At 69.2% G+C, this 21677-nt stretch carries 18 protein-coding genes, 1 tRNA gene and 1 pseudogene; 15 read left to right on the top strand and 5 right to left on the bottom strand.

All coding sequences use genetic code 11. The annotated features are described in order from the left end of the window. Positions 1 to 184 precede the first annotated feature (184 nt). The 4 genes from BUE44_RS37375 to BUE44_RS06235 all read left to right on the top strand — a co-directional run bounded on the left by BUE44_RS37375 (position 185) and on the right by BUE44_RS06235 (position 4281). Entirely contained in the window at positions 185 to 1402 is a 1218-nt protein-coding gene (locus BUE44_RS37375) for a hypothetical protein (RefSeq protein WP_159450233.1), read from the top strand. A gap of 87 nt (positions 1403 to 1489) precedes the next feature. Further along, complete coding sequence (locus BUE44_RS06245) at positions 1490 to 3130, top strand: alpha/beta hydrolase (RefSeq protein WP_073494694.1); 1641 nt, start codon at positions 1490 to 1492, stop codon at positions 3128 to 3130. Between the two features lie 99 nt (positions 3131 to 3229). Next, a tRNA-Thr gene (locus BUE44_RS06240) sits at positions 3230 to 3303 on the top strand. A 345-nt stretch (positions 3304 to 3648) separates the two neighbouring features. Beyond that, a complete protein-coding gene (locus tag BUE44_RS06235; RefSeq protein WP_073494692.1) occupies positions 3649 to 4281 on the top strand; it encodes a hypothetical protein in 633 nt (210 codons plus the stop codon). Between the two features lie 636 nt (positions 4282 to 4917). On the opposite strand, the gene BUE44_RS37015 is transcribed toward BUE44_RS06235, so the two are convergent. The 3 genes from BUE44_RS37015 to BUE44_RS06220 form a co-directional block, all read right to left on the bottom strand. Further along, entirely contained in the window at positions 4918 to 5580 is a 663-nt protein-coding gene (locus tag BUE44_RS37015; RefSeq protein ID WP_143172472.1) for a hypothetical protein, read from the bottom strand. A 100-nt stretch (positions 5581 to 5680) separates the two neighbouring features. Beyond that, positions 5681 to 7285: a site-specific integrase gene (locus tag BUE44_RS06225; RefSeq protein ID WP_073494686.1), complete on the bottom strand. Its 1605-nt coding sequence runs from the start codon at positions 7283 to 7285 to the stop codon at positions 5681 to 5683. Continuing rightward, positions 7282 to 7944, bottom strand: a complete 663-nt coding sequence (locus BUE44_RS06220) for a helix-turn-helix domain-containing protein (protein ID WP_073494684.1) — start codon at positions 7942 to 7944, stop codon at positions 7282 to 7284. Before BUE44_RS06220 ends, BUE44_RS06225 begins: the two co-directional genes overlap by 4 nt. 91 nt (positions 7945 to 8035) lie before the next feature. Between BUE44_RS06220 and BUE44_RS06215 the strand changes: the two genes are divergently transcribed. Both BUE44_RS06215 and BUE44_RS39475 read left to right on the top strand, forming a co-directional pair. Continuing rightward, on the top strand, positions 8036 to 8323 hold the full coding sequence (locus tag BUE44_RS06215) for a hypothetical protein (protein WP_073495353.1): 288 nt from the start codon (positions 8036 to 8038) through the stop codon (positions 8321 to 8323). A gap of 78 nt (positions 8324 to 8401) precedes the next feature. Next, positions 8402 to 8578 (top strand): annotated as a pseudogene (locus tag BUE44_RS39475) (HIT domain-containing protein); the annotation flags it as partial. A gap of 179 nt (positions 8579 to 8757) precedes the next feature. Here BUE44_RS39475 and BUE44_RS06205 read toward each other — a convergent pair. Then, on the bottom strand, positions 8758 to 8964 hold the full coding sequence (locus BUE44_RS06205; RefSeq protein ID WP_073494682.1) for a hypothetical protein: 207 nt from the start codon (positions 8962 to 8964) through the stop codon (positions 8758 to 8760). Positions 8965 to 9167: 203 nt separating this feature from the next. Between BUE44_RS06205 and BUE44_RS06200 the strand changes: the two genes are divergently transcribed. Beyond that, complete coding sequence (locus BUE44_RS06200) at positions 9168 to 10199, top strand: NAD-dependent epimerase/dehydratase family protein (protein ID WP_073494680.1); 1032 nt, start codon at positions 9168 to 9170, stop codon at positions 10197 to 10199. Position 10200: 1 nt separating this feature from the next. On the opposite strand, the gene BUE44_RS06195 is transcribed toward BUE44_RS06200, so the two are convergent. Beyond that, on the bottom strand, positions 10201 to 11535 hold the full coding sequence (locus tag BUE44_RS06195) for a tetratricopeptide repeat protein (protein ID WP_073494678.1): 1335 nt from the start codon (positions 11533 to 11535) through the stop codon (positions 10201 to 10203). 282 nt (positions 11536 to 11817) lie between these two features. On the opposite strand from BUE44_RS06195, the gene BUE44_RS06190 reads away from it, so the two are divergent. The 8 genes from BUE44_RS06190 (at position 11818) to BUE44_RS06155 (ending at position 21658) form a co-directional block, all read left to right on the top strand. Further along, on the top strand, positions 11818 to 12324 hold the full coding sequence (locus tag BUE44_RS06190; protein WP_073494675.1) for a serine integrase family protein: 507 nt from the start codon (positions 11818 to 11820) through the stop codon (positions 12322 to 12324). A gap of 124 nt (positions 12325 to 12448) precedes the next feature. Beyond that, positions 12449 to 13477 carry a hypothetical protein gene (locus BUE44_RS06185; RefSeq protein WP_073494673.1) on the top strand — a complete coding sequence of 343 codons (1029 nt, stop codon included), beginning with the start codon at positions 12449 to 12451 and terminating at the stop codon, positions 13475 to 13477. Positions 13478 to 13565: 88 nt separating this feature from the next. Further along, complete coding sequence (locus BUE44_RS06180; protein ID WP_073494671.1) at positions 13566 to 15092, top strand: amino acid permease; 1527 nt, start codon at positions 13566 to 13568, stop codon at positions 15090 to 15092. Then, positions 15089 to 16435, top strand: a complete 1347-nt coding sequence (locus BUE44_RS06175; RefSeq protein WP_079189527.1) for a glutamine synthetase family protein — start codon at positions 15089 to 15091, stop codon at positions 16433 to 16435. The genes BUE44_RS06180 and BUE44_RS06175 overlap by 4 nt, the downstream gene beginning before the upstream one ends. A 68-nt stretch (positions 16436 to 16503) precedes the next feature. After that, positions 16504 to 16878: a hypothetical protein gene (locus BUE44_RS06170; protein ID WP_073494668.1), complete on the top strand. Its 375-nt coding sequence runs from the start codon at positions 16504 to 16506 to the stop codon at positions 16876 to 16878. Between the two features lie 230 nt (positions 16879 to 17108). After that, positions 17109 to 17270, top strand: coding sequence for an FxLD family lanthipeptide (locus BUE44_RS06165; RefSeq protein ID WP_235001931.1), 162 nt, complete (start codon positions 17109 to 17111; stop codon positions 17268 to 17270). 81 nt (positions 17271 to 17351) lie between these two features. Beyond that, complete coding sequence (locus BUE44_RS06160; protein ID WP_322939603.1) at positions 17352 to 20414, top strand: lantibiotic dehydratase; 3063 nt, start codon at positions 17352 to 17354, stop codon at positions 20412 to 20414. Then, entirely contained in the window at positions 20411 to 21658 is a 1248-nt protein-coding gene (locus BUE44_RS06155) for a lanthionine synthetase C family protein (RefSeq protein ID WP_073494663.1), read from the top strand. The genes BUE44_RS06160 and BUE44_RS06155 overlap by 4 nt, the downstream gene beginning before the upstream one ends. Positions 21659 to 21677: the final 19 nt, after the last annotated feature.

The following is a 21677-nucleotide window of genomic DNA, read 5'->3' as shown; positions in this document are numbered from 1 at the left end:
GGTCCGGCGCCCCGGGCGGCCCGACTCGCGCGTCCCCGCCGGGACGCGATGCGGCGTTCGGGTGATCGCGGCCCGGTGCACGCGACGGCAGCCGGGGCTGGGGCCGTCTCCGTTGCAAGGTGCAGGCAGTGGTCCTGCCTGCTTGCCGTCCTCGCGGGGCCGCAGCCGTCCCGAAGGGGTTGCCGTGGCTGACGTCGTGCGGACCGTAACGATGGTGCTGGCCGGTGCCGCGGCCGTACTGCTCGGGCATCGCGCGCTGCGGCACTGGTGGGCCGAGCGGGCCGGGAAGGCGTACGAGCTGCCCGTGGACCGTAGCGGTACCGCCGTCCGCGCGGGCGCCGCCGGGACCGCGGCGCTGCTGGCCGCAGCGCTGGCCCTACCGCTCCTCGGTGGTGGCGGCCGGGAAGAGGTCGACGCCGGGGCGGCCGCGCTCGCGCCCGTCCTCGTACCACCGCCACCGGCCCGTACACCGGAGCCCGCCCCGCCGCCGCCCGAGGTGCGCACTCTCGGGCATCCGGCGGGCGGCACCCTCGATCAGCTCCAGGACGGCACCCGGGTGTGGCTGCCGCCGCAGTACGCCTCGCGGAAGGCGGCCGGGATCGGCTTCCCGGTCGTCGTGGCCCACCTGCCCGCCGACGCGGAAACCGACCTCTACGGCGGCTTCGCCCTCGCCACCAAGCGCCGGACCGCCGACTCCTTCGTCCTCGTGCTGCCCGCCCACTGCGCGCCCGGCTCCGCCCACGGCCCCGCCACCGCCCTCGCCGAAGTCGCGCGCCGCTACCGCGTGCTGGCCGCCCGTACCGCCACCGGCGTCATCGGGGTCGGCGCCGGCGCCCCCTGCGCCGTACGCGAAGCACTCGCCACCACGGGCCGCTACGGCGCCGCCGCCGGGATCTCCGGTCTGTATCCACCTCTTGCCCCCTCATCACTGCCACGCCCCTCCTTGCTGCTGGCCGTCGCCACCGGCGACACCGCCGCCCGCGCCGCCACCCTGCGGTTGCGTGCCGCCCTGCACCCACACGGCGACGAGGTGCGGGTCATCGACGGCATCGCCGCCCACCGCGAACTCTTCGCCCAGATCGCCGGCTACATGACGGAGAAGCTCGACGGCCCCGCCAAGACCGTCACCCCGCCGCCGGCCCCCGTATCGCCCGCAGCGCCGGCACCGCCCGTCCTGCCCGTAGCCCCGGTACTGCCCGTACCGCTGGTGCCGCCGGTATCGCCCGTGCCACCCGGATTCCCCCCATCCTTCGCTCCCCCCTTGTCTCCCTTGTCTCCCTTGCGGCCCTCGCCGCCCCTGCCGCCCTCGCTTCCCGCCACCCGCACCCCCACCGCGGCCCCGTGGATTGCCTACCCACCCCACACCGTCCCGCAATCCCGCAAACCGCCGCAAAGCTCGTAATCACTCATTAGGGGACACCGATCCCAGTTGTCCCCGCCCGCCGCCAGTTACGCTCGCACTCATCCGACGGGAGGACCTGAGCCGCCGATGCACCTCAAGCACCCCACGCGCCTGCTCCGCTTCCCGGCCACCGTGATCGCGGTGACCGGGCTGCTGCTGTCCGCCTGCTCCGGCGGCTCCGGCCACCAGGCCGCCGCCTCCGCCCCGGCGGCCTCGGCGCCTGGCTCGCCCGCCCCGGCCGCGACCGCGGCGCCGGCCCCGTCCGACACGGCGTCGCCGACCACCAAGGCCACGCTCGCGCCGCTCCCGGCCGCCACCCCCGCGAACCTGGCGCCGTACTACAAGCAGAAGCTCGGCTGGCACTCCTGCGGCGTCCCGGACTTCGAGTGCGCGACGATGAAGGTCCCGCTCGACTACGCCCACCCCGTCGCCGCCCACGACCTCAAGCTCGCCGTCGCCCGCAAGAAGGCGGCGGGCCCCGGGAAACGCCTCGGCTCGCTGCTCGTCAACCCCGGCGGCCCGGGCGGCTCGGCCATCGACTACCTGCAGTACGCGGCCACCGGCTACCCCGCCGCCGTCACCGCCCGCTACGACATGGCCGCCGTCGACCCGCGCGGCGTCGCCCGCAGCGAGCCCGTGAAGTGCCTCAGCGACAAGCAGATGGACGCGTACACCGCCGTCGACTCCACCCCCGACAACACCGCAGAGGCCGACAAACTCGCCGCCGCCGACCGTACCTTCGCCGCCGGCTGCAAGAAGATGTCCGCCGGCCTCATCGGCCACGTCTCGACCGTCGACTCCGCCCGCGACATGGACGTCCTGCGCCAGCTGCTCGGCGACCCCAAGCTCAACTACGTCGGCAAGTCCTACGGCACCTTCCTCGGCGCCACCTACGCCGGCCTCTTCCCGCAGCGCGTCGGCCGCCTTGTCCTCGACGGCGCCATGGACCCCTCCGTGGACGCCCTGCAAAGCAGCCGCATCCAGGCCGGCGGCTTCGAGACCGCCTTCGGCGCCTTCGCCCGCGACTGCGTCAAACGCTCCGAGTGCCCGCTCGGCCACACCTCCGCCACTGACGCGGGCACCCGCCTCGACGCCCTCTTCGCCGGCCTCGACAAGCACCCGCTCCCCACCGGCACCCCACGCCCCCTCACCGAGGCCCTCGGCACCACCGGCGTGATCGCCGCGATGTACGACCAGGAGGCCTGGCCCGCCCTACGCGGCGCCCTGATCAGCGCGAACAAGGGTGACGGCGCCCCGCTCCTGCAGCTGTCGGACAGCTATTACGAGCGTGACGACACCGGTAAGTACAGCAATCTGATGTACGCCAACGCCGCCGTGAACTGCCTCGACCTCCCCCCGGCCTTCCGTTCCCCGGCCGACGTCACCAAGGCGCTCGCCTCCTTCCGCGCCGCCTCCCCCCACTTCGGCACCGCCCTGGCCTGGTCCTCCCTGATCTGCGGCTACTGGCCGCTGCCAGCCACCGGCCACCCCGAACGCATCCAGGCCAAGGGCGCCGCCCCGATCCTGGTGGTCGGCACTACCCGCGACCCGGCCACCCCGTATGCCTGGGCCCAGTCCCTCGCCGCCCAGCTCTCCTCCGGCCACCTCCTCACCTACGACGGCGACGGCCACACCGCCTACGGCCGCGGCTCCACCTGCATCGACACCGCCGTCAACGCCTACCTCCTGTCCGGCAAGGTCCCCCCACCCCACAAGAAGTGCACCTGACCTGCACCCTTCCAAGATCCCCACCCGGTCGGAACCACCCCCCACAACCCTGTAGACTTGCCCCCGCTGCGCCTGCCACCCTTGGCTGGCCCGCAGCACGCCGCCTTAGCTCAGTTGGCCAGAGCAACGCACTCGTAATGCGTAGGTCTCGGGTTCGAATCCCGAAGGCGGCTCCCGGAAGGCCCCAGGACTCACTCGCCGTGACCTGGGGTTTTTCCATTTACCGTGCACCTCGCAGCTCCCTCGGCCTAGCTGGAGATGCCGCCAGAGTGTCGGGGGAGCGCGAGGGGAGCGCATCGGGACAGATGAAGGACATCGGGCTGTTCCCGGGGAGCGCACGGGGTGCGCGGGCCGAGGCTCTTTCCTGGTCCCGTTCCTGTGGTGACCCCATGACGGCGGCCGGTGCTCCGGAGCGTTCAGCGGGTCGATCGGCTGCCCGGCGGCCCGGCGCACAGGCGTGGTGCAGCGTCTGTCGGGGTTGTCGTGTCCCGACAAGATTCAGTCCGTAGGCTGAAGAGGTGCCGGAGATCCAGCAGAGCGTTGAATTCAAGGCGGTCGTCGCCCAGACGAGCGCGGTGCTCCTGACACGCGGCGTCGAGGTCGAGCCGGTGGCAGTGCGCGATGTGGTCGCGCTGATGGTCCGCTCGGTCGCCGAGCGCATGAACCTGGACCCGGAAGAGGCCATCCATATGGTTGTGCCTGAGACCGTCGCCGACGCCATCATCGTTGCCTCGGACCCCGACCGTGAGGGCGCGGAGGGTGTACATTCTGTGCGGCCCGTCCGAGTTGACGCCCGTAGAGCCGTGGTGCCGGTACGGGTGGCGGGCCGCTTGGTGATGGCAGCCGCGCAAGCGGGCAAGTACGCTCGGCTGAACGGCAACGGGCGCGTCGCAGATCAGGCGCTGGACCTGGCCACCGAGATCGGAGCAGCATTGTCCTCCACCGCTGCTGGTGATGATGATGCCGAGCTGCCGGTCGGCGTGCTGACCGAACTCGCTGGTATCACCGAGACGGTAGCCACGCGCGTTGAACGTGACGGCTGGAGCATCTGCCCTTGTGACGAGGACCACGACCAGGCCGAAGCGGACGCGAGGATGCCCGCGACTCTGCGAGCCGACGCCGCTCTGGCTCGCCGTTGGAGCGCTGGCTGATAGTACGTACCGAGGCGGACACCAATGGAACGCTGGATGCGTTGCCCGGGAAGATCGCAAGCCCGACCGCTGAAGGTAGATTAGTAGATGTCGATGCCGGGAGGCTGAGGCGGCAGTATAGTGCTGTCGGCTGTGTTGCTTAACTCTATGTGTCTGTGTATTCATGGCACCGGCGCGGAGCGGCAGGATGGCTGATGCAGCACGTGGGGGCCACACTGGCTTGCGCGGCACCCCACGCGTGACGCGTCTCCCACAACGCGCCAACGACCGGGTGGAACGGTCGTCTGTGGTTGCGTGGGGAATCCGGCTACTTGCCTCAGCGGTTTCGGAAGTGCGAGCTGACCGCGTCAGCTATGACGCGGGCGACTAACGCGCTGACGAACGGCAAAGCGGCTTGTAACCGGATTCCTCCCCTTCCGCTGCGGTGTCGACCTCTGGGCATCGCTTCCTCCTCATCGGGGTGTTCGGCTACCCGCCGAAGTGCGGCCATGTGGCCGCGGTCCTTGCGCCGATGAGTTGGAGGTCCAGCCATGGGACTTCAACCGCTGCGAAAACCCTAGGGCAGGTGCCGAGCGCTCAGGGCCCGGTGTTCGGTAAGATCCTTAAGTCCGCTTTGGGTTATATTGTGGTGCCCTGTCATCTCCTGGTAGACCCGCCATCCTGGGGCCCGTCGGGCGCCCATGCCTCTGCTGCGACTCGTGCGATGGTGAGAGCCTTCCCGTACGGCAGCTCATAGAAGCGTTCTCCGTCGTGCTGGCGGCCGTGAAGAGTGCGTCCCAAGTTCAAGGCCACCCACTCGGCTTTGCGGGCGTTCGAAAGCACTGGCGAGACCCATAGGTTCAGCAGGCCGAAGCCGTGCCTGGCGGCATCACGTCGGTGAGTGTTGATGCGTGGCACGACATTTCCTGTCTGGCCGTACATGGCGTATTGATAGGGGCCCTGTGCTTCGAGTACGTACAGGCGGCCGGCCGGGGGAGCGACTTTGGTGGTGAGGGATTGGTCTAGCCCCTCCGTGAGCATATGTCCGAAGCTGAGGTGGTCGTAGCCGTCGTCGTTGTCCGGACGGACGCCTTTGCGGAGGATCTCTCGAAGCCGTTCAACGACGTCCGGGTGCAACACATTCTCGTATCCGGGTCTGGGGGCGGGTACCGGGCAGCGTCGATTGAGGGAATGCCAGTCGAGGTCATCCGGAACGTCGCAGGGGCCCTGGTACCAGTGATGCCCTTCATGGTCCGCAGGCCCGAAGGCTGCCATGAACAGCTTCAAGTAGTTCGAGACGGGCACGGATAAGTCGGTCACGGGCGGAACCTACCAACGAGCACTGACACTCCCGCCTTGGCGTGTGACCGAGCTACTGCATAGCTCGGCCACACGCCTGGGGACCTCTTGGCGCTGAGCGTCAGACGGTCTGGTCATCGCTGTTTCCGGAGGCGGGAGGCTTGAGTCGTGCCATCCCCGGAAGCCTGGGCGAGGCTTTCTGCCCGTGGCCAGCGATTCGGCTCGTGCGGGCCCGGGGCACCAGCTTGATGACGGCTTCGGCGGCGGCGCGGGCGAGGTCGTCGAGGACGGCCTGGTAGATGTCGCGGGTGATGCGGGTGTCGGAGTGGCCGAGGGTGTCGGAGACGACCTTGATGTCGATTCCGGCGGCGAGCATGAGGGTGGCGGCGCCGTGGCGCAGGTCGTGGAGGCGGACTGGGGGCAGTCCGGCGGCGGCGATCAGGCGCTCGAAGAGGTCGGAGACCTTGCCGGGGTGGAGCCAGGAGCCGTCCTCCTGGGTGAAGATGCGCCCGGTCAGCTTCCAGGCGGTTCCCCACTGGGCGCGCTCGCGGGCCTGCCGCTCCTTGTGGTCGCGCAGGTAGGTGATGGACTCGGTGTCGAGTGCGATGGTGCGCACTCCGGAGTTTGTCTTGGGGGCGCCTTCGATGATCTCCCAGCCGTCCTGGACGAGTTGGGTGGCCACGGTGAGGGAGGAGTCGGCCCAGTTGAGGTCCATCCACCGCAGCCCGCAGGCTTCACCGCGCCGCAGGCCCCGGAACGCGATGAGGTGCCACAGGCCGTAGAGGCGGTCATCGGCGATGAAGTCGAGGAAGCGCCCGGTCTGCCCCGGGGTCCACACCATGACCGGGGAGGGCTTCTCGCCGGTGGCCTGCCAGTGGGCGAGGCGCTCGTCGGTCCACACCAGCGCCTTCGGCTTGGCACCGGGCTCCACCTCGACGTGCTCGGCGGGGTTAAAGTTGGGCATGGCCTGCTGGGCGATGGCCACGTTCAGCGCGGCGCGCAGGGTGGCCTTGATGTGCTGCTGGGTGCTGGCCCCGGTGATCCGGCGGAAGGGCGGCATGGCGTCGATCGCCTCTTGGAGCGCGGCGCGTTGTGCGCGGCCGTCAGCACCCTTGCGTGAGGTCGCGTGGAGCTGCGTGATGGCGGCCCGGCGCTGGGTGTTCTGCTCGCCGATCTCGATGTTGGCCTCGTTGATGGCGTCGAACATCGTGTCCAGCTGGTGCACGCGGAGTTTGTCCAGCCGCAGGCCGCCCAGGTGCGGTTTGAGGTGGACGCGCACGTCCAGTTCGTAGCGCTTGAGTCCGGTCGGTCGCAGGCGCTTGCGGCCTGCGAGCCAGAGGTCGAGCCATTCGGCAACGGTGGTCTTCGCGTTGAGGGTCTGGCCGGTGGCGAAGCGGCGCCGGGTCTCGTCGTAGTCGGGCAGTGGTTCCTTGCTGCGGGCGCAGGACTCCAGCAGGTCGCTGATGAGCAGCTGCCCGGCGGGGTCGTCCTTGTCGGGTATGGACAGCAGTGCCCGGACCTTGTCGAGTTCCTCGGTGGCCTTGGTGGCGGTGGTGAAGCCGGAGCGGCGGTATTCGCGGCGGGTGCCGTCCTGGCGGGCGGTCAGTTCGTGGCGCACGGCGTAGGTGCCGTGCCGTTTGTTGGAGAACTTCGGGCATGCCTTGCCGTAGTTCTTCCCCGTCTTGGGGTCGCGGCAGGAGCACCGCCGGGTGGTGGTTCCGTTCACTGGTCGCCGTCCTCCGGGTGGGTTTGGGCTTCGGGCTGGTCGACGAACGCGAGGTCGGTAGGGAGGGCGGGGGGTACGAGGTCCCGCTCGCGCATCCGGGTGCGGAAGGCGCGCAGGTCCGCGCTGTCCTCGAAGGCGTGCTCCTCGTAACCGGCCGCGCGGTCCAGGAGGACAGCTCTGCGGTTGCGGTCCAGGGTGGTGCTGGCCTCACGCCGCCGCTCCCGGGCCAGGGCGTTGGAGGCGGTGGCGGCGGCGACGAGGTCGCCGTGGCTGCGGAAGAGGTCGAGCAGGTCGCGGGCGGTGCCCTGGGGGGCTGGCTGGGTGGTGGGGGTTTCGCCGGTGAACCAGGCGAGGGAGTCCCAGGTGGAGACCTCCCGGCCCGGCAGGACCTCGACGGTGGCGTCGGTGCCGAGGGGGAAGAGGAGGGCGACCGGCGGGATGCCGAGGACGTCGGCCAGGACGACGAGGTCGGCGATGGAGATGCTGGCCCGGCGTCCGGCCTCCAGGTTCTTGATGGTCTGCTCTTTGATATCGGGGTACCCGCGGTCGGCGCAGCCCTGGGCGAGGTCGCCCATGGTGAGGCCGGCGGCCTGCCGTGCCTCGCGCATCGCCTGGACCACACGTGCGGTGAACACGGCTGGCCATTGCTCCGTTGTCATGTATGCACTCTAAGAGAGCTGAAAGTGCATCCGCAACTCTGTGATACACATTCTCCGTACACAGGGCACCAGCAAGCGCCAGGAGGCCATCATGAAGACACTTACGTCGTCCCGTGAGGCGCAAGGATTGACAGGCGAAGAGCTTCTCGGCCTTCCGGCGGCCATCGACCTCGACACCGCCAACCGGGCTCTCATGATCGGGCGGTCGACCGGTTACGCACTTGCCAGGCAGGGGCGCTACCCGGTGCGGGTGCTCCGCCTGGGGAACGCCTACCGGGTCGTGACGGCCGACCTCCTCAGGCTGCTCGGGCTGGAGCGTCAGCCGCTGGAGGCCAATCGAGTTGGGGATGAGGGAGAGCGGCACGGCCTCTGTGCTTGACGTGCGGGTCTGCCGCTGCCGAGTCCCGCGGGGTGGGAGAGCGGCACGATCACTGTCCGATGCCGGAGGCTGCCGCGTGTGACCGATGCTGATACGGCCCCGCCTTTGTCGGACTTCTACTGCCACCAGGCCATCCCTCGTCTCACGCCGATCACCGTGGTAGCGGAAACCGAAGACGTTCTGGCGTTCGAGCACACCAACCCTGCCCACCCGGTCCACGTCGTGGTGGTCCCGAAGGCGCACACGCCATCCCTCGTCGACCTCGGGGATGACGGCGAGATACTGCTCGCCAAGCAACACGAAGGAAGAGGCGGTCGCCGGACCACCCGCCTGCGCGGGGAGAACTCGGCGCCGCCGATCGCCCCGAAGCTAACCGCCTTCGTAGTAGCCCCGGCGTCCTCTCAGCTCCGCGCGTCTGGCTTGCGAGACCATCCTCAGTCCCAGACAGCAGGGCCGCCGCCCTGCCAATCGATCAGATCCGTACTTGCAAGGTCGAGCTGGTCGATGTCTTCAAGGCCCGCTCGCCGCAGGAACTCCAGCAGGTCGCGTGATCCGTATGCGATGCCGAGGATCTGGGCACCCACACGGACCCGGCGACCGCCATCCCGGCCCTGGGGCTCGACCACGACGCGCGGTTCCATGTCTCCAGCCTGCCTATCGTCGGCAGACGACGCACGTCGGGCACACGATCGAGGTATCCGAGGAGTGCGACCAGGACCTGTCCCTCAGGACAGGGTGACCTCGGTGAGGCGGAGTGGTGTCAGCAGCGGACCCGATCGGGCCTCAGTGCGTAGCCGAAGGTCGCCCATAGCGCGATCGTGTCGGCGGCGGCATGATCGCACGCATGAAGATTCTTGTTCTGGGCGGGACTTGGTTCTTGGGCAGGGCGGTCGCGGAGGAGGCGCTGGGCCGGGGGTGGGAGGTTTCCGCCTTCAACCGGGGGAGGTCGGGGACCGCGCCAGCGGGGGTGCGGGAGATTCACGGGGATCGCACGGTCGCAGCTGACCTTGCGCGGCTCGGCGAGAATGGTCCGTGGGACGCTGTGATCGACACGTCCGCCTCGGAACTCGCGCCGCGAGACGTACTGGCGGGTGCCGAGCGTCTCGCGCCGGTGGCCGGGCGATACGTCTACGTGTCGACGGTGAACGCTTACCGGGGTTGGCCGGACGAGCCGCTTACCGAGTCCTCCGAGGTGCTGGACGGCCCCCCGGATGCGGATATCGACTACGGGCGGCTACCGGAAGGCTGGGACGGGCCCGACTGGTACTACGGCCGGCAGAAGGCCGGCGCCGAGCGGGCCTCCCTGGCGGCCTTCGGGGCGGGGCGCGTCGCGATCCTCCGGCCGGGCGTCATCCTTGGCCCAGGTGAGTACGTGGGCAGGCTGCCCTGGTGGTTGCGCCGCGCTGAGAGCGGCGGGCCGATCCTTGCGCCGGGCGACCCGGGCAAGTCCATCCAGCCCGTTGACGTGCGTGACGTGGCCGCGTTCGCACTTGACCAGGCGATGGCAGAAGGCGGCGGGGCCTACAACGTGACGGCGCCCATGGGGCGGGAGACCATGGGTGGTTTCCTCAGCTCATGCCTCGAAGCTACGGGGAGTTTCGGTCACTTGGTGTGGGCGCCCGATGATCTTCTGGTCCAGCAGGGGGTGCGGCAGTGGACGGAACTTCCCCTGTGGCGTACGCATGCCGGCGTCTGGCGTATCGACTCGACGAACGCCTACGCAGCCGGTTTCAGGTGCCGGCCGCTCGCTGAGACGGTAGCCGACACGTGGGATTGGATGCGGCGCGGCGGCCTCCCGGTGGAGCATCCTCGGTGGGCCGAGCACGGCATCGCACCCGAGAAGGAGGCGAAGATCCTGGCGCAGTTGAGCGGGTGATTCAGCCTTCGATCGCCAGTGGCGCAGCCCCACTGAGCTTCTGTGCAGTTGCCGACGCGATGAAGTCCTCGATGCGCTCGCCCAGAGTGCTTGCAGCATTCGAGCCCTGGAAGCCTCGTCGGCTCAACTCGGCACGAGCCGCGGCGAGACGCTCCAACGCGCCTGTCCCACGCCATTCCGAAGGGACGTCGAAGACGGGCTCAAGAGCCTCGTGTGCTCCGTCGAGGTCCTGGCGGAGCAGCCGTGCACGCGCGAGGTCGACAGATGCCTGTGTCGAGGTCATGAGTGGGCGCTGGTCGGCCGGCTTGGCGCTCAGAAGGCGCAGGGCGCTGCTGGCGGCTTCATCAGCTCCGTCCGCGTCACGGAGCAGAAGGTAGGTGGTGGCATTGCTCATGGCCACCCTGTCGGCGGGGAACCCGAACTCGCCGCCGACGTCGTCGTGGAGTTCGTCGCGGGTACCCGCATTCTGTTCGAGAGCACGGCGTACTGCGCGCTCAGCTTCCACTTGCCTGCCGAGGTGGCCATAGGCCCGTCCCTCGATCACCGCCAGACGGATTATGGCGGAGTCTCCGAGCCCCCCGAATCGCTGAGCGGTCTGAACGAGCCGCACCGCTTCGGCGGGTCGCCCACCCCAGTACGCGAGGAACGCCAGGGCCCCGTGGGCATAGGCCTGGAGCGGGCCGTGCTCGATGACCTGCCCATAGAGAGCCGCGGTGCGTGACAGTTGGACCGCAGTGGGGAGAGAACCCAGGTCGAAGCAGATCGAGGACAGCAAGGCGGAGGCCTGTCCTGCCGCAAGGTAGGCGCGGGTACGTTGCCGCGGTACCTGAGTCCTCTCCAACAGGGCCTGACTCAGGCCGAGCAGCTCCTTCGCCCTGCGGTACACCTCGACCGGCGACGTACTGCCATAGGTGCGCGCGAGGGCGATGACGTCGTCATCGAGTTGGTCCAGAGTCATGTCGGGGAGGCTGAGAGAGGCGGCGTCACCAGCGTGCGCCGCAGCGTCTCGTGCGGTCATTGCGAGATCACTTTCATCGAGCGCAGGAACAAATCGACTGCCAACGGCGACGTGCTCGCCGGACGGCGGGCGTAAAAGCAGGCGCGCCTGGCACCCGAACATGTGCTCCAGAACCTGAGGAGCAGGCCGATTGGGAAGCCCACTCACGCGACCTGAGGTCCACCTTCGGAAAGTCTGCTCCTCCACCGAAGCCGTCGAGATGGCCTCGCCCGACGTCGCAGCGAGGTCTCTGGCCGCCATCTCGTACGCCCGCCGGAACTGGTCGTAGGTCCAGCCACGCTCCCGGACCAACTTCTTGAGCAGCGTTGGCTCGGACATCTACCTGACCCCTCCGTCTGCCCATTCCACAGTGCCGCCCGGGTAGCGAGACACCCGATTGACTATTGCCCAGTGCGGCTCAGGTGTAGTGGTTCAGGGCGGCATTGATCCACAGATGACACCCAGGTGATACCCCAATCCCTCCGGGCTACAACAGGTCATACCCGCTGTGACATGGCAAGCCTGCCGCGACGCTGCGAGCTTTGTTGCTCCGCCCCGCTGCTCCGTTGCGGCGTTGCGGTTCGGCATCGCAACCATCGTGGGCCTGTGGAGAGGAGCATCGTGAGCGACCGCGCAGCACCGGCTCTTATCAGCCCGTACGCCCCGGATGAGTGGGGGTGGCTGTGGGACGAGCCACCCTCACGGAGTCGTGCCGTCCGCAGCGTCCAGCTGGGGGCGCGTCAACGGGAGCAGCTGGCCGGCGTGCTCGCTCGCCGGCGAGGGCCCGTCAAGGTCGTCCTCTACACGATGGCCTCGTCCGAGTCTGCAATCTCGGACAGGCTGGAACACGCGAGGGCTTACGCGCTCAGCCAGGGCTGGCAAATCGCGGGCGCCTTTTCCGATGACCCCGACGCGGAGGCTCCTGAGGGGATGCCCGGCTGGGCTAAGGCGAGTTCCGCGGTCACACGAGGGTTCGCCAACGGCATCCTCACGCTCGACCGGTCGTCGTTGTCCATCACTGACGACGACGTCTACGAGACCGTACTCGACTGGCTCAACCAACGCGGTTCGTTCTTGGCGCATGTGCCCAGTGAATGGCGCCCGTCCGGGCCTCGGGGCGTCCGATGACCCTAACTGGATTTGCGTCGACCGTAGTTACCTATTGGGAAATGCCCCGCGGTGACAAAGGGTCCCTCCTGTACGCGCTGGTTGCGTCGAACCGCCTTCGCGCTGTGGGAGTGGGGGGTGCGGTATGACCGGCGCGTTTGCGGGTGAGTACCGGCCGGCTCTGCATCCTGCCGGTCTCGACGACGAGCTGCGTGTGGTGGTCGACGAAGTGCGGATGGGGCGGTGGCGTCCGATGGGGGATCTGCTGGCCCGGACGGGCGCCGACTGGGCCTTACGCACGCAGCGGTCGCAGATCCTCGCCTCGGCCGCGGTGCGGTCGCGTGCGGTTCGCGAGTGGCTGAGGGAAGAACCGCGGAGCGTGGACGCGCTCATGATGCAGGCCCGGGTAGGGACAGAGACGGTGTTGCGTGCCCACCGGGCCGGCCACGAGGTCGCGGGCGTGGTGCTCCAGGCTCGCCAAGCCGCTCTCAGCGCTGCGCAGAGCTTCCCTCAAGATCCCGTGCCGTGGGTCTGTCTTCTCGGACAGGCGACCATCGATGTCGCGGTGACGATCGGTGCCCACCGCATGCCACCGCCTGATCCGATGCTGCCGCCCGGGCCATGGGGCCTGCTGGAACAGGTATGGCGCCGGGACCCGTTCAACCGGGAAGCCCACCACCGCGTGCTTCAGGTCCTAGCGGCGTCCCACGTCGGGGGACCTGGGGCAGGGGTGAACTACGCGCATTGGCTCCGCGGTCAAGTCCCCGCCGGGTCCGGTTCTCCACTGCTGGTGCTGCCGCTGTTCGCTTATGCGGAGCACTACCGGCACAGGCGCGGCAACCGGGCGTACGACGTGCAGGGTCACATTCACTGGAGCACCGAGGCCGTCGGCTTCGACATCGACCGCGCGTTGCAATGGTTCCGGCAATGTGATCCGGCCGGCGTCTCCCCCCTGGACCTGAACCATCTGGCACACGCGGCCTGGGCAGGGCGCCGCTACGCAGAGGCTGCCCCCGTCTTCGAGATGATCGGGCCGCATATGACGGCCCGCCCTTGGACGTACATGTCGGCACGTCCGGACGACGCCGATCTCGCTGTGGCGGAGTTCAGCAGGGCGCGCCGCCAGTGTCTGTCGGTCGCCGAAGGCAGTCAGCGAGCCGGCCCAGGCCCCTGACGTTCGGCGTGACCGCAATACCCGTGCCTTCTTCCTCCCGACATCGATCTGTCCGTCTTCCCCGTCCCCCTTCTCCGGAGGCTTTGCCATGCCCCGCACCGACCGTGTCGACTACGGCACGGATCTCGACGACGACAGCACTCTTCGCCGTATGGGCATCAAGCCCGTGCTGACCCGGCGGATGAGTCCCTTCGGGAACTTCGCGATCAGCTTCTCGGTGATCTCGATCCTCTCCGGGTGCATGACCCTGTTCGGGTTCGGGATGATCACCGGCGGCCCGGTGGTGATGTTGTGGGGCTGGGCGATCGTCGGTGCGATGGTGATGCTCGTGGGCGCCGGCCTGGCGGAAGTCACCTCGGCCTACCCGACGTCAGGCGCCCTGTTCGACATGACCAGTCGACTCGGCGGCCCGCGATGGGGCTGGTTCACCGGGTGGCTGAACCTGCTGGGCCTGCTCGGTGGCATAGCCGGCATCGACTACGGAGCCGCCCTGTTCACCGGCGCGTTCGCGAACCTGCAATGGGGCTCCCAACCCACTCCCGGCAGAACCATGCTGATCTACCTCGCGATTCTCCTGTTACACGCCACCCTCAATCTGTTCGGGGTGCGGCTGGTGAGCGTGCTGAACTCTGTGTCGGTGTGGTGGCACCTGGGTGGTGTCGCGCTCATCGTCGGTGCCCTGGCCGTGGTGCCTGACCATCACCAGTCCACGCACGTGGTGTTCACCCACTTCGTGAACGGCACAGGCTGGTCGAACCACTGGTACGTCGTCCTCCTCGGCCTGCTGCTGGCGCAGTACACCTTCAGCGGATACGACGCCTCCGCGCACCTGAGCGAGGAAACCACCCACGCGCAGACCAGCGCACCGCGCGGCATCGTCCGCGCCATCTTCTGGTCCTGGCTGGCCGGGTTCGTTCTGCTCCTCGGCCTGACGTACGCCATCCAGGACTACGCCGGCACCCTGGCCGGCAGCACCGGAGTGCCGCCGGCGCAGATCTTCCTCGACGCTCTCGGTTCGGCCGGGGCCAAGGCCCTGCTGCTCGTAGTGATCGCAGCCCAGCTGTTCTGCGGAAACGCCGAGGTGGCTGCCTGCTCCCGGATGGTCTTCGCGTTCTCCCGCAACGGCGCTTTGCCTGGTTCACCGCGGTGGCGACGGGTCTCGGAGCGCACCGGCACACCGACGAACGCGGTATGGCTGTCCGTTGCGGTTGCTGCGGTTCTGGCGCTGCCCGCCTTGTACAGCACGGTCGCCTACGGGGCAGTGACCGCGATCAACGTCATCGGCATCACCCCGGCCTACGCCATCCCCATTTACCTCCGGCTCAGATACCGCCGGAACTTCCAGCAGGGACCTTGGCACCTGGGTCGGTGGAGCACACCGATCGGCTGGACGGCCGTCACCTGGGTCACCTTCGTGACCGTCTTGTTCTGTCTGCCACAAACCCGGCCCACCCATGGGCTGGTCTCCGTCGAGACCTTCAACTACGCCCCCGTCGCCCTGGCCATCGCGCTGATCCTGGCCACCGTGTGGTGGCTGACCCGCGGACGCCACGGCTACCACGCACCCACAGCAGCTCCGGCTCACCAGAGCCTGGACGCCGAGGAGTTGGTATGACCAGCACCCTGAACGACGCGGGTCTCCTTGGCCTTGATCTTCGTGCCCGGCGTTCTCGGGCCCCGGAGGAAATGGTGCTGGTGGCGCTGCCCGACATGCAGGGCCGCCTGCAGGGCAAGCGCATGCCCGCTGGCTACTTCGCCGAGCACGTTGCGGAGACCGGTGCCGAGTTCTGTGCGTACCTGCTGGCCACCGACATCGACATGCAGCCTCTGGACGGGTACGCCCACGCTTCCTGGGCCACCGGGTACGGCGACATGCACGTCGTGCCCGATCTGGCCACGATGCGTCGCCTCGCCTGGCCCGGTGGGGGAGTCCTCGTCCTTGCCGACGCCTGTGACGCGACCGGGGCGAACCTGTCGATCGCGCCGCGCACGATGCTGCGCCGCCAGCTCGGTCTCCTCCAGCAGGAGCTCGGTTTGACTGCGAAGGTCGGCGTGGAGACGGAGTTCACCGTCTACCGCGGTACCGGGTCTGCGGCCCTGGACCAGCTACAGCCGGTCTCCGAGCGCAACCTCGACTATCACCTCACCCACCCAAGGCCGATGCGCGACTTCCTTCACTCGCTCGAAGAAGCGCTTACCGGTTCCGGGCTGCCGTTGGAGTCGACCAAGACCGAAGCCGCGCCCGGGCAGGTCGAGGTCACCTTCCGCTACGGCGATCCGATCGAGGCCGCTGACAACCACTGCATCCTCAAGCACGCCGCCCACCAGCTCGGCGAAGCGACCGACGTCACTCCGGTCTTCATGGCCGCCCCGCAGACCGGGATCGGCAACGGGCTGCACGTTCACCTGTCCCTGTGGGAGGACCACAAGCCCGTCCTCGCCTCCGACGATGGCGGCCTTCTGCCCGCCGGGCACCAGGCCATCGCCGGCCTGGTCGAGGTCCTGCCCCACCTGATGCCCTTGCTCCTGTCGACACCGAACTCCTACAAACGCCTCCGGCCGAACACCTTCGCCCCCACGCATATGAGCTGGGGCTGGGACAACCGCACCTGCGCCATCCGCGTCGCCGGCCACGGCCGCAACCGCCACTTGGAGATCCGCGTGCCCGGCGCGGACGCCAACCCCTACCTGGCCCTCACCGCCGTGATCGCCGCGATCCGCGACGGTACCGGGCGCCACCTCACTCCGCCGGCACCGGTCGGCGACAACACCACCGCCCCCGTACTGCCGGCCACCCTCGACGCGGCACTCCATCTCTTCGCGTCGAGCAAACCCGCCGCCGATCTCCTCGGCCCGGACGTCGTCAGCCACTACAGCACCGCCGCGCACCACGAGATCGAAGCCATGAACACCGAAGTCACCGACATCGAACGCTGCCGCGGCTTCGCCCGCGCGTGAGCCCGCGCCCTGTCCTCACAGACAGCCTCTCCGGCCGGACCACTACCGCTAAGGAACTGTTTCCTCCCATGACAGAAACGACGCTTTCACGCGCACTTGCCAGTCGGCTCCGTATCTGCGGGCAGCGCGCACTCCTTCCTCCTCACCTCGTCTCGGCCGCCCTGTCGTTCGGTCCGGGGACGGAGATTGCCGACGTCCAGCAGTCCTTGCGCTGCTCGCTGGAAGAGCACATCACCGGCGACCATCACGCGTTCGTCAAGCATCTCGACGGCCCCGACACCGGGTCTGTATGGGCACGGTGGAGCTGCGGCCAGCTCGCGGGGACGGTCGTTGTCCTTCCTGACTGCCGCGCCGCCAGCGCGGGCCTGGAGCCGTGCTCCGAATTCGCGGACCACCCCGGATCTCACACGTACGACATCCACGACCCGTGGGTGATGCAGTGAGCCGTCACTCTGAGTCGGCGTCCACCCAGGCGCGGGACCCGTGCGGGATCCGCTTTCGCGCACAGGGGTACAGCCTCTGCCTTCCCGGCCGGTGACACCGAAGGAGTCCAAATTGAGTAAGGGGCGTAGCCCGCCGCGGCCCCCGGACCGCTCTGGGTGTTCGACGCAGGTGAGCCGACATCGGTCGGATCACCCCCCCGCCATCAACGACTGAGATTGAGGAGAGATCCGTGACCAACCCCAACACCGCCCCCGCAGCTCCGGCAGTTTTCGGCGACGACTTCGACCTCGACGTTCGGACCGTCGAGGTCGCCGATGGCGGCAGCCTGGTGAACATCACCGGTGACAACTGCGGCTCGACCTGTGGCGCCTGCACCACTGGCGTGCACTGACCCGCAGCCCTGAGGGTGTCCCCGCCGCGTCGGCGCGGCGGGGGCACCCCGTCGATCGATCGGCGATGAAGGAGGACGTCCGTGCAGCACAACTACAGAGCCGAGGCCGGCCCCAGTGCTGGCCTGTTGCGGGCTGCGACATGGCTGGTCCCGGCAGTCGGCCCGGTTGAGGGCATGGATGAGAGGCAGCTTCGGGACTTCCTGCGGTCGGTGTGGGACTGCCCGGACACCCGCGAGGCGCTCAGCCTGGCCAGCTCGCATCTCGCGGCAGAGGTGGGGAAACTCATCACCGGCGACGGTCCGCTTACCTCGCGGCGTGCGCTGACTCGCGCGGCGTCCTCGGTCCGTAACTACCTGCTGCGCGCCGAGTCCCGACCGACGCCCTTCGGGCTGTTCGCCGGAGTGAACACAGTGTCCTGCGGGCCGCCGATTGCCCGATTCGGAACGCAGCACGTCGTGCTCGCCCGGCCGTCGGCCGCCTGGCTCGACGCGTTGATCCACGGGATCGAGCAGGGACCCCTGGTGCGCGGGCTGCCGGTCACCGTCAACAGCACAGCCTTCACGCGGGGCAGCCGCCTGATCCTCCCGTACCAGCCTGAGCAGGGGTCCGCGGCCGAGGTCAGCGTGCGCTGCACCGCCCCGGTGCGGGTCGTCCTCGGGCACGCCCTAGAGCCGATCCCGTTGTCCGACCTCCATGGCAAGCTCGCCGCGGAGTTCCCGACCAGCAGCCGAGCGCAGATCGAGGGGCTTTTGCGCGACCTCATCGGGAGAGGAGTGCTACTGAGCGCGCTGCACGCGCCGAGCACCGAGCCCTTCGCACTCGGGCGCATCATCGACGTTCTCGCCGGTCAGGCCGGTACGGAGGCGACCGAGCTGACCAACCAGTTGCGCGCCATCGATTCCGCTCTGGCCGCGGCCAGCGGACCGGTGCACCGGACCCGCACCGCGAGAGAACACGCGGTGCGGCTCATGCGCGAGGTAGCGGAGATCGATGCTCCGCCGCTCGCCGTCGACACGCGCCTCGACGCCGATGTGCGCCTGCCCCTGCCCGTCTGGAGCGCAGCGGGCGAGGCCGCCGACCTCCTGGGTGCCCTCAGCCCGGAGCCCTATGGGACTCCGGCTATGAAGGCGTGGCACCAGCGCTTCTACGAACGGTTCGGGATCGGTTCTCTGGTACCCGTTCTCGACGTCGTGGCGGACAGCGGCATCGGCTGGCCTGACGGATACCCGGGAGCCCCTGAGGCGCGGCGGCCCGCTGTGTCGGCGCGGGACCGCAGGCTGGTCGCCCTCGCTCAGCAGGCGGCCCTCAAGGATAGGACCGAAGTTGTCCTGGACGACGACCTTCTGGCCGAGCTGAGCGCCACCGACTATCCCAGGCGCCTCCCGCCACATCTCGACCTGGGCTTCCGGCTGCATGCCACGAGCGTGGACGCGATCGGCCGCGGCAGATTCACCCTGGAGGTGGTGAGCGTCGGCAGAGGCGCGGGAGTCCTGGGCGGACGCTTCCTTCCCGTGCTCGATGACGCCGGCGGGGACGCGCTCTCGCGCGCCCTGGCGACGTTGCCGACCGCTGACGACGGCTCGATCGCCGTCCAACTCAGCGTGCCACCGCTGCGCCCGGAAACCGCACACGTCAATCGCGCTCCCGGTATCCTGCCGCTGCAGGTCAGCATCGGCGAGCACCGGCGGCGCGGGGATCCCGTGCTCACGTTGGCGGACATCGCAGTCGGCTGTGACGGCCGCCGTATGTACCTGGCTGCGCCGCGACTCGGCAAGCGCCTGGACATCGTCGGCTTCACGGCTCTGAACCTTCACCTCCACACCCCACCGCTGGCGCGCCTCCTCCTGGAGATCAGTCGCGCGCAGAACACCGTTGTCACGCAGCTCGACTGGGGAGCCGCGTGCACCGACATGCCCTTTCTGCCCCGACTCAGGCGCGGCAACGTGGTCCTGAGCGCCGCCCGGTGGCAACTCGCAGCTTCGGACCTACCGCCGGTCGGCAGTTGCCCGACCACTTGGGACGAAGCCCTCCTGCACCTTTGCCAGGAGCTGCGGGTGCCTGGCCGGGTCCGCCTGCGCGAAGGAGACAAGCACCTCCCCCTCGACCTGGACCTACCCGGCCATCGCGAACTCCTTCGCCGGCGCCTCGCCCGGCATGGTCGGGCAGTGCTCGTGGAAGACGGATGGCCGCGTGACTGGATCGACAGCCGACCCCACGAGGTCGTGCTGCCCGTGAAGCTGGCCGAGCAGGGCCGACCTGCCTGGCCTCGGCTGCCCGAACCGCGGCCCGAGCGCATTCTGCCCCGCGGGCACGGCGACACCCCCGCCCACTCCCGCGTCGTGCTGGCGAGCATCTACGGTGACCTCCGTCGCCAGGACGAGATCCTGGCCGAACACCTCCCCGCCCTCCTGCGTACCACCGACGCGCCCTGGTGGTACGTCCGCTACCGCGACCCGGACCAGCACCTTCGCCTGCGATTCGGTCTGCAGACGGGAGGGCCGGGTGAATACGGCGTCATCGCAGGAAAGATCAGCGCCTGGGCAGCGGACTTGCAGACGGCCGGACTCGTCCGTGAGATCCGACTGTCGGCCTCCTACCCCGAGCACGGCCGCTGGGGAAGCGGAGCAGCCTGGGAGGCCGCCGAGGACGTCTTCCGCACAGACTCCGACGCCGTGCTCACCCAACTTCGCCAGCCGCACAGGCCGAACCGACGTTCCCTGGTCGTCGCGCACAACATCGCCATCGCGGCCGGTTTCCTGGGAAGCACCCGCTCGGCCATGACCTGGCTCCTGACCAACATCCCGCACCGGCCGCCGACAGCGGCGACGGCAGTCGACCGGAGCGCTTTCGCGGACGCCGTGCGCCTGGCAGACCCCACCGACGACTGGGTCAACCTCCGCGCAACCGACGCCGGCACAGCCATCCGAGCAGCCTGGGCCGGGCGCGATCGGGCACTGGACCGCTACCGTTCGCGTTTCCCGACCAGCGACACCGTCGGGGTCGACCCCGACGACGTTCTGCAATCTCTTCTGCACGTCCACTTCGTCCGCGCATTCGCGGTGGACTTCGCCGAAGAGGACGTGTGCTTGCACCTGACGCGGGCCGCCGCGCACGCCTGGAGTGCACGGAACGGTGCCGCATGACCACCACCGACGACACGATCGCGGACGCCTTCGCGCACCAACTCGAGGAGCCTGACGTGGTGGCCGAGGCTGTCACCGCCGCAGCCTGGTGGCGGCAGAGCCTCGCGCACGGCGCGCCCGGCATCGCGCTCCTGCACGTTGCCCGCGCCGCCAACGGACAAGCCGACTGGGACGTCGCCCACCGCTGGCTGTCCTACATCTCAGCAGCACCGCTGACCCTAGGGCAGCAGGGCAGCCATCCTTTCTACGGGGCGACGGCCCTTGCCCATGTTCTCGCCATGGCGGCCCCTCATCACCGCGAGGGGCTGCGCCGACCGCTCGACGTCCTCGAGACCGGCATCCGTGCAGACCTGCGAGTCCGACTCGACGCGGCGAACCGCCGGATCTCGCAGGGCCGTATGGCCACCCTGGAGGAGTTCGACGCCATCCACGGACTCACCGGCTACGGTGCGTACCTGCTGCGCCGAGACCCGGACGGCGCGGACACCGCCGCCGTGCTCGACTACCTCGTCCGGCTCACGGAGCCGTTAACGGTCGACGGCGAACACCTCCCGGGCTGGTGGGTGCCAACGGGCACCAACGGCCGATACGCCCTCACGATGCCCGGAGGACACGCCAACAGCGGTGTCGCACACGGAATCGCGGGCCCCCTCGCGCTCCTGTCCCTCGCCGCCCGCCGGGGGGTCACCCGACCCGGAACCAGCGACGCGATCGAGACGATCCTGGCCTGGCTCGACCGATGGCGCCCCGGACCGTCCGCACCGTGGCCGTACCTGGTCACCCGCCGCGAACTGCGCGAAGGAATCGACAATCCACCCGTCCTGCGCCCTTCCTGGTGCTACGGCGAGGCCGGCCTCGCGAGAGCCTGCCAACTCGCCGCCCTCGCCCTCGGAGACCCTGGCCGAGGTGATGACGCCGAGCGCACCGCCCGCCACGCCTTCACCTGCGCCGAGCAGCTGGCCGCAGTGCGCGAGCCATCCCTGTGCCACGGCTTCGCCGGCCTGGCCCACTGCGCCCGCCGGATCGCCGCCGACGCCCGCCCGCAAAGTGCCGAGAGCCTTCGCCACATCGCCACCAGGCTCATCGAACACGCCGGGCCGACGGCATCGGACGACCCCGCAGCCTACGCCCGCGCCACGATCCGGACCCCCGGGGCCGGAGCCGGGCTCCTCGACGGTCTCGCCGGCATAGCCCTGAGCCGGCTCGACGCCCCCGACTGGGACACCTGCCTGCTGCTCACCTGACCACCGAGGAACGACCCAC

Origin of the sequence: Actinacidiphila paucisporea (assembly GCF_900142575.1) — a bacterium.
Lineage (GTDB): Bacteria > Actinomycetota > Actinomycetes > Streptomycetales > Streptomycetaceae > Actinacidiphila > Actinacidiphila paucisporea.
The sequence above is the reverse complement of the archived record's forward strand: the minus strand, read 5'-3'. Positions and strand labels throughout refer to the sequence as shown.

Bases quoted from the DNA above. Each gene is read 5' to 3' on its own strand.
- BUE44_RS06205 (WP_073494682.1), bottom strand. From the start codon at position 8,964: ATGGAACCGCGCGTCGTGGTCGAGCCCCAGGGCCGGGATGGCGGTCGC.
- BUE44_RS06170 (WP_073494668.1), top strand. From the start codon at position 16,504: ATGACAGAAACGACGCTTTCACGCGCACTTGCCAGTCGGCTCCGTATC.
- BUE44_RS06175 (WP_079189527.1), top strand. From the start codon at position 15,089: ATGACCAGCACCCTGAACGACGCGGGTCTCCTTGGCCTTGATCTTCGT.
- BUE44_RS06195 (WP_073494678.1), bottom strand. From the start codon at position 11,535: ATGTCCGAGCCAACGCTGCTCAAGAAGTTGGTCCGGGAGCGTGGCTGG.
- BUE44_RS06200 (WP_073494680.1), top strand. From the start codon at position 9,168: ATGAAGATTCTTGTTCTGGGCGGGACTTGGTTCTTGGGCAGGGCGGTC.
- BUE44_RS06245 (WP_073494694.1), top strand. From the start codon at position 1,490: ATGCACCTCAAGCACCCCACGCGCCTGCTCCGCTTCCCGGCCACCGTG.
- BUE44_RS06185 (WP_073494673.1), top strand. From the start codon at position 12,449: ATGACCGGCGCGTTTGCGGGTGAGTACCGGCCGGCTCTGCATCCTGCC.
- BUE44_RS06155 (WP_073494663.1), top strand. From the start codon at position 20,411: ATGACCACCACCGACGACACGATCGCGGACGCCTTCGCGCACCAACTC.
- BUE44_RS06215 (WP_073495353.1), top strand. From the start codon at position 8,036: ATGAAGACACTTACGTCGTCCCGTGAGGCGCAAGGATTGACAGGCGAA.
- BUE44_RS06220 (WP_073494684.1), bottom strand. From the start codon at position 7,944: ATGACAACGGAGCAATGGCCAGCCGTGTTCACCGCACGTGTGGTCCAG.
- BUE44_RS06180 (WP_073494671.1), top strand. From the start codon at position 13,566: ATGCCCCGCACCGACCGTGTCGACTACGGCACGGATCTCGACGACGAC.